This window comes from Blautia sp. CGZ-1-C1 (assembly GCF_056504575.1).
Window position 1 is genome coordinate 1 of record NZ_JBWLUT010000085.1, and the last position, 7,750, is coordinate 7,750.

The window sequence follows — 7,750 nt, forward strand, 5'->3', positions numbered from 1 at the left end:
AGTATTCTCTTTCCTCTACAGGTAGGAGATGAATTGCAAAAAAACAGGAAAGAACGCTTGTTCTTCAACGCGATTCATGGTATAACAAAAACAGTCGACAAGATAAAAGATCAAAAAAGAACTGTTTTTATGAAAAAAGAGATTGAGATGGAAAAGGCAGGATTTTTCAAAAAAATGAAAAAAGGCTGGCAAGGGAACAGCGTAAACTGTCCGTATCCGGACAATAAGTAAGAAAATACGCCCGTGTCCGGGCAAAAAAAATCGCGGGACACGCGAGGATAGCTTGTAGATACTTGGCTCAGTAGAGTCATTGAGCAAGAAGCCCCCACTTCAAAATCTGGGATTTAAGTGATGGGAGCATGTCACTATGAAATGTGAGATAGAGCGTATGGAAATTAACTATACGTTCTATTCTTTTTGCCTTTTTTGAAAAAAGTGATTAAAAAACTATTGACATTTTGTTACTGGAGGAGCGCAAAGATTCCTTCTGATACAAGCAAGTTCCCACCCCCTGCTTATTGCTTTTCGCAATTAAAGCAGGGGACTTACTTGACTTCGGCTAAAAAGATGGAATATAGTATATTGTCGCACATTGACACTTTACCATGATAAGGTTAAAATAAAGATAAATTATGCACTGCAAGAGAAATTGGACAGTTGCAATATTATTCTGAATTTCGGTGGTTTACCGGGATTATTTGAACAGGAGCGAATGTGTTATGATAGCAGAAAAAATGAAACCTTATGTAAAAAATAATTCAGCCATCCGTATGATGTTTGAGGAGGGAAATCGTCTCAGAGCCATTTACGGTGCGGATAAAGTTTATGATTTTAGTCTTGGGAATCCGAGCGTTCCGGCACCGGAGTGTGTGAAGGAGGCTATTATTGATCTGGTGAACGAAGTGGAGCCTACAGTGCTTCATGGTTATATGAGTAATGCGGGATTTGAGGATGTGCGCCAGACGATCGCAGAATCTTTGAACCGCCGCTTTGGAACTAAATTTACGGCAAAGAATTTGATTATGACGGTTGGGGCAGCCAGCGGTCTGAATGTGATTTTCAAGACAATCCTGAATCCTGAGGAAGAAGTGATTGTTTTTGCACCATACTTTCTGGAATATGGTGCATATGTGCGCAATTTTGATGGCAAGCTTGTGGAAATCTCTCCGGATACCACCACATTTCAGCCGAATCTTGAGGAGTTTGAGCAGAAGATTACAGCAAAGACAAGGGCAGTGATCGTAAATACACCTCACAACCCCACTGGTGTTGTATATTCCGAAGAAACTATTAAGAAGCTGGCAGCAATTCTTGAGAAAAAACAGAAGGAATTTGGCAGTGTAATTTACCTGATCTCTGACGAGCCATACAGAGAGCTGGCTTATGACGGTGTAGAAGTTCCGTATCTGACAAAATACTACGACAATACTATTGTTGGTTATTCTTACAGTAAATCTCTGTCCCTTCCGGGAGAGCGTATCGGTTATCTGGTAATTCCGGATGAAGCAGATGGCAGTGAAGAACTTATCACTGCTGCGGCTATTGCCAACCGTACTATCGGATGTGTCAACGCCCCATCCCTGATGCAGAAGGTGATTGCTAAATGTGTAGATGCAGAAGTGGATGTAGCTGCATATGACAAGAACCGTCTGGCATTATATAACGGACTGAAGGAATGCGGATTCGAGTGCATTAAACCGCAAGGCGCATTCTACCTTTTCGTGAAATCTCCGATAGCAGATGAAAAAGCGTTCTGCGAAGCTGGAAAGAAATATAATATCCTTATGGTTCCGGGAAGTTCCTTTGCCTGCCCGGGTTATGTGAGACTGGCTTATTGCGTATCTTATGATACGATCATTAATTCTCTGCCAGAGTTTAAGAAACTGGCAGAAGAGTTTGGACTGTGAAAACGGCGGGGATTGATATTGGGACAACAACGATGAAGATCAGATGCCTTTAACAGAAAAAATCTGGTACTGTGTGAAATTATTGAGGATATGTTCAAGGCAGAACTTGTTCTGGCAGAATGTGAGGAGGAAGCTGCGACAGGAGCGGCAATGAGCAGTCTGCCAAGGTCGGCTTAATGATTAATCGGATGAGGGTCATGTTCTTTTGCTGTCCGATTTATTGTATGTTATTTTCCAGCATGTTCTGATATGTTTTGAATCATGCTGGAAAATTTTATGAAAATTGCAAAAAAATTCAGGAAAAAAAAGACAGCATTTTAAACGCTATGGAAAAAATGCAATTTTTGAAAAAACAATTATTGTAATAATCTCCCGAACGTGACATAATAAGAATGGAAAAGTAAAAAGCAGGTTAAATTCTGATTAGAAACAGGTAAAATAACCTGCTTACATTATGCGCCGATTTCCTGGGATGAGGATGGAAATCAGGCAGACGACAAAGGAGAAAATAATGGGAATTTTTTCAATGATATTGTCATTGCTGAGTGGAGTGGCATTATTTCTGTTTGGTATGTCATTGATGGGCGATGGCCTGAAAATGGTTGCCGGAAATAAGCTGGAAGCTTTCCTGTATCGAATGACAAACACACCGCTGAAAGGAGTTGCTCTGGGTACTGGTGTTACCAGCGTGATCCAGTCTTCTTCTGCCACAACCGTTATGGTCATTGGTTTCGTTAATTCAGGTATGATGAAGCTGAAGCAGGCCATTGGTATTATCATGGGAGCTAACATTGGAACCAGTATTACCGGGTGGATTCTCTGTCTTTCTTATATTGATGGAAAGAATGGAATTGCTAAGATTTTATCCACTGCAACAATTTCAGCAGTAGTAGCGATTATTGGTATTATCCTTCGTATGGCATGTAAGCGCTCCGTGCATAAAAATATCGGTAATATCATGCTTGGTTTTGCAATCCTGATGACAGGTATGCAGACAATGAGTGGCGCTGTTTCACCGCTGAAAGACAGCCCGACCTTTACAAACATGCTGACCATGTTTTCCAATCCGCTGATCGGTATTCTGGTAGGTATCGCATTTACAGCAGTGCTTCAGAGTGCATCTGCAACAGTCGGTGTGCTGCAGGCATTATCTGTAACAGGAATCCTGACATTCTCCAGTGCATTCCCGATCGTTCTCGGTATCGGTGTAGGTGCTGCCTGTCCGGTTCTGATCTCAGCCATCGGTGCGAATAAAAATGGTAAACGTACAGCACTTGTTTACCTGATCAACGACCTGTTTGGCCTGATCCTCTGGTCTGTGATCTTCTATACGGTAAATGCTATCGTACATTTCGGATTTATGGATATGATCATGTCACCGGTTTCCATTGCTTTACTGAATACTGTATTCCGTGTGGCAACAGTATGTGTTCTCTTCCCATTCATACCGAAGATTGAACAGCTGGTGTGCTGGCTTGTGAAAGACAGTGCAGAGGAACTGGAAGACGAGGCAGACTTTGACCTTCTGGAAGAACGTCTCCTGAACTACCCGGCACTTGCTATTGGACAGTGCCATCGTGCCATGAGCGGTATGGCGAAGAAGCTTCGTAAGAATGTTAACCGTGCCATGAACCTTCTGAACGAATATCAGCAGGATAAATTTGACAAGGTACAGAGAAAAGAGAACCTGATTGATAAATATGAGAGCCGTCTTGGTGACTATCTGATGAAGCTGACAAAGCATGAGATGAACAGCGCCCAGACAAAGCAGGCCTCCCTTTATCTTCATACCATCAATGACTTTGAGAGAATCGGTGACCATGCATCCTACATTGCCTATATGTCCAGTGAAATGCATGATAATCATACCAACTTCTCACAGGAAGCCTGGGATGAGCTGAATGTAGTAATGGAAGCAGTTCGTGAGGAGATCAACCTTACCTGTCGTGCGTTTCTCAATGATGACAAGGAAATGGCTCAGAGAGTTGCACCGCTTGGAATGATTATCACATCCTTATGCAATGAGTTAAAGATGCATCATGTGGAGCGTCTGAGTAATGGCAATTGCGGACTGGAAGAGGGAACTGTATATACAGACATTCTCAACAGCTTCAACCGTATTGCAGCACATTGTGCAAGTGCAATGGTAGCTCTCCTTAAGAGTGGAGACGAGAATCCGGATATGCATATCCATGATTCCAAGATTTACCCATCTGACAGTGTGGAATATTATACATACTTCAAGGAATATCGCCAGAAGTATGAAATCGTAAAGAACGAGGAACACATGCGAAGCATGGAACCGGAAGAAGTAGAATAATACTTTTATACTACAAAACAGTAAATGTATATGATATAATGACAGCAGATGATCTGGAAACAGATGTCTGCTGTTTTTTGTAAATCAAATATATTTATGCAGAGGTTCTTTCTGTATCCTGAATCAGCTATTGCAGGTTGGAAATTGTGCAAACACAACACTATGCAAACATAACACCCTGCAAACATAACACCTAAAGGAGGAAACAATTATGTTATTCGACAGCAGAACAGTTTATCTCGGTGCATCCAGAGATAAATATGAGCAGTATTGTAAAGCCTTAGATTCAGAGAAAATCAAATACAAAACAAAGAGAGTCAACCACGAAGAAAAAATGACAGCCCCGGGCAGGGGAATCGTCCGCAGCATGGGTGGGAACTTTGGAACAGATAAAACATTGTATGAAATCATGGTCGGAGAGAAAGATTACGACAATGCAATGGGAATTCTGACAGCACTGAAGTAGACTTTACAAAGTATAAATGCCAATTCTACCAGCAGTAGGGTGACTTTCCCCATGGTCTATGACATAATTAAAGTAACAAAAGTACAAGAAAGACGTACAAGGGAGAGCATACTATGGTAGACACACAGAAAGTTGGAGCATTCATTGCACAGTGCCGCAAAGAACATAACTGGACACAAAAAGAGCTGGGCGAGAAAATGGGAGTCACAGATAAGGCAGTTTCTAAGTGGGAAAATGGAAGATCATTCCCTGACATCACCCTTCTTGAAGCTCTATGCGAAACATTTGACATCACTGTCAGCGAACTCCTGTCTGGAAAGAAAATAGAACCAGAAGATTACAAAAGAGAAACCGAACGACTGTTGATCCAGTACATTGGAGAGAAACGTCTGAGAGGTTTCCAGATAGGAATTTATCTTCTGGGTCTGGTAACGATTATATTGGGAGGCATTGGTTTCGGTATTTGGGGCATTCATATTTCATGGAAGATAGGTCCTGTACCCATAAAATGGATTTTGCTTGCAGCAGCCCTGATCACTTTTGGTGTCATGGCATACTTCGACCGCAATCTGCCTGGGAAAAATTACCGTAGTTCCATTATGTGGCTTGAGTGTATTGTTGAAGCATTTACTTTAGCCTGCATTTTTGGAAATTCCATAATCAGTTTCTGGGATATTGATAATATGACGGAGAGTATAGTTTTTATTCTGATTATAGCTGTAATTATGCTCTGCTTATTTGCCGCCCGAATAATCGCAGCTCGCACAAACCGGGAAGAATATGAGATGCAAAAAAATGCAGATAAACATGAAACAGAATAGTGAAGAGAAGAATTTCTTACATAAAGCAGACAGGTAGCATATAACAGCAGTGGGAGGAGACTTACCTGTATCAGGAGGAGTGCAAGCCTCCTTCTGATAAACTGTGGAGCAGTTAATTGGTGTAGAGAAGCAGATTGCTATGGTTAAACAGATTGAATAAATTTCTCTACATAATGCAGAGCCGCTCCGATTGCCGGTGTATATTGTCCGTTGGTACCGACCAGGATCTGAGTTTTATCCAGTATGAATGCTGCGGCTGTATGGAGATGTTCTGTCAGATATTCAATATCTTCTTCTGTAAAATAAGGTGCCAGATATCCGCTGAGGATGATCGGTGCATCAATAATAAGGTTAAGATTTTTCATGGCAAATGCCAGATGGTTTAAATAATCTTTCCAGATCTGTATGATCTGGGGAGATTTTTTCGCGCAGAAGAGGGAAAAATTCTTTGGAAGGCATGCCTGCAGCCTGTTCCAGTGCATTGGCAGAGCAGTAGGTTTCCAGGCAGCCGCGGCTGCCGCAATAGCAAAGCGGACCATCGGGATTAATGCACATATGTTCAAGAGTTCCGCTGTGCATGGAGATTCCCTGATGAATCTGATGATTGGTAATGATGCCGCCGCCCAGATTTCGGTTCAGCAGGATGATAACAGCACTGTCAAGCTCCGGATGATTCCATAATTCAAGGAACGCAGCTGATTTCGAATCATGTTCCAGATAACAGGGATAAGGAAGATATCTGGAAAAATCATCCAGTTTCATGCCAGCGTTATCCATGATATCTCCATATAGTACAGTGGTATGATCCGGGGATGTGATACCCTGTGTGGCAATGGAAATGCCAAGAACTTTGTCATTGTCGTACTGGCGCGATGAGATGAATTCCTTTACTGCGTCAGTAACCTGCTTATAGTAATCCGGTGTATTGGAATATGGAAGTGGAATGGTGTCTGTATAGAAAGCATTTCCATACAGGTCTACAGCAGTAATATGAAACATCCCTTTTAAAATACCGATACCAATGGAAATTTTAAAATCTGATACAATCTGAAGGGCGTTTGCCTTTCTTCCACCTGTGGATTCAAAGAAACCATTTTTTTCTATAAGACCTTCCTGCTCCAGGAGATTCAGGTTCTGGCTGACAGTGGATAAACCCATCTGCAGTTCCTGAACGATCTGCAGCTTGGAGGTCATTTTTTTTCTGTAAATGTACTGGTAAACCTTTGACTTATTTATTTTCTTGAGACTAATGTTGGTCAATCCCTTTTCACTCATAATATTCTCCTGATTATGTTATAAGATAATGTTAAGTTTCAGATTTATTGTAGCATACAACGAAAAAAAAACAATAAAAATATCCGGTGTGAACAGTAACGAATCAACTTGTTAATACCTATAGTAAAAATAAACAAAAAAGTCATTTGAAAATTAGAATTTCTGTCAATGGATTTTTTAAATAAAGAGATATATACTCAACTTACAGTTAAAGTATAAACGTAAGTAAAAAACATAACAACAAACAATAAGTATCGAATAAGACGAACAAGGAGTATATAACATGAAATTATCAATCAATGGAATCAAGGAACAGGAAGCATGGAAAAAGGCAGGGATCGCTCTTCCGGGTTATGATGTAGAGGCTGCCTCTGAGAAAGCAAAGGAGAATCCGGTATGGGTTCATTTTGGTATCGGAAATATTTTCCGCGTATTTATCGGTGGAATTGCAGATGGTCTTCTGGAAGAGGGAGTTCTGGATCGTGGGATTACCTGTGTGGAAACCTTTGATTATGATGTAGCAGACAAGATTTATGATCCATATGACAATCTGGGATTAAGCGTGATCCTGCATGGGGATGGAACCCGTGAGTATAAAGTAGTCGGAGCTTTTGCAGAAGCAGTGAAGGCACAGTCTTCTAATGCAGCACAGTGGAAACGCCTGAAAGAAATCTTCACAAGCAAATCCCTGCAGATGGTTTCCTTTACGATCACAGAGAAAGGCTATGCATTACAGAAAGCTGACGGAACATGGTTCCCGTTTGTAGAAGCAGATATGAAGAATGGTCCGGATAAAGCGGCTGGTGCCATGGCAGTTCTGGTTGCAATGCTTTATGAAAGATATAAAGCCGGTGAATATCCCATCGCACTGGTTTCCATGGATAACTGCTCACAGAACGGTGCAAAGCTTCGCGAGTCAGTATTGACAATGACAGAAGAGTGGAAGAAAGCCGGATTTGTT

Annotated in this window: 8 protein-coding genes; 6 read left to right on the forward strand and 2 right to left on the reverse strand. The window is 41.4% G+C overall.

Features of this window, described 5'->3' with window-relative positions:
* The 5 genes from AC058W_RS06665 to AC058W_RS06685 all read left to right on the forward strand — a co-directional run.
* Positions 1–231 (forward strand): hypothetical protein (locus AC058W_RS06665; RefSeq protein WP_479389853.1); only part of this gene is annotated, 231 nt, incomplete at its 5' end.
* A 488-nt stretch (positions 232–719) separates the two neighbouring features.
* Positions 720–1,907 carry a pyridoxal phosphate-dependent aminotransferase gene (locus AC058W_RS06670; protein ID WP_118517074.1) on the forward strand — a complete coding sequence of 396 codons (1,188 nt, stop codon included), beginning with the start codon at positions 720–722 and terminating at the stop codon, positions 1,905–1,907.
* Positions 1,908–2,418: 511 nt separating this feature from the next.
* Positions 2,419–4,227, forward strand: coding sequence for a Na/Pi cotransporter family protein (locus tag AC058W_RS06675; RefSeq protein WP_117674225.1), 1,809 nt, complete (start codon positions 2,419–2,421; stop codon positions 4,225–4,227).
* Between the two features lie 211 nt (positions 4,228–4,438).
* Complete coding sequence (locus AC058W_RS06680; RefSeq protein WP_117674226.1) at positions 4,439–4,693, forward strand: hypothetical protein; 255 nt, start codon at positions 4,439–4,441, stop codon at positions 4,691–4,693.
* Between the two features lie 113 nt (positions 4,694–4,806).
* On the forward strand, positions 4,807–5,514 hold the full coding sequence (locus AC058W_RS06685; RefSeq protein ID WP_117674227.1) for a helix-turn-helix domain-containing protein: 708 nt from the start codon (positions 4,807–4,809) through the stop codon (positions 5,512–5,514).
* A gap of 143 nt (positions 5,515–5,657) precedes the next feature.
* Here the strand turns inward: AC058W_RS06685 and AC058W_RS06690 are convergent, their stop codons facing one another.
* Both AC058W_RS06690 and AC058W_RS06695 read right to left on the reverse strand, forming a co-directional pair.
* The gene (locus AC058W_RS06690; protein WP_479389854.1) at positions 5,658–5,879 is read right to left on the reverse strand and encodes a hypothetical protein; all 222 of its coding nucleotides are present in this window, start codon (positions 5,877–5,879) and stop codon (positions 5,658–5,660) included.
* Positions 5,866–6,789, reverse strand: a complete 924-nt coding sequence (locus AC058W_RS06695; RefSeq protein ID WP_479389855.1) for an ROK family protein — start codon at positions 6,787–6,789, stop codon at positions 5,866–5,868. Before AC058W_RS06695 ends, AC058W_RS06690 begins: the two co-directional genes overlap by 14 nt.
* A gap of 283 nt (positions 6,790–7,072) precedes the next feature.
* Between AC058W_RS06695 and AC058W_RS06700 the strand changes: the two genes are divergently transcribed.
* Positions 7,073–7,750 (forward strand): mannitol dehydrogenase family protein (locus AC058W_RS06700; protein WP_479389856.1); only part of this gene is annotated, 678 nt, incomplete at its 3' end.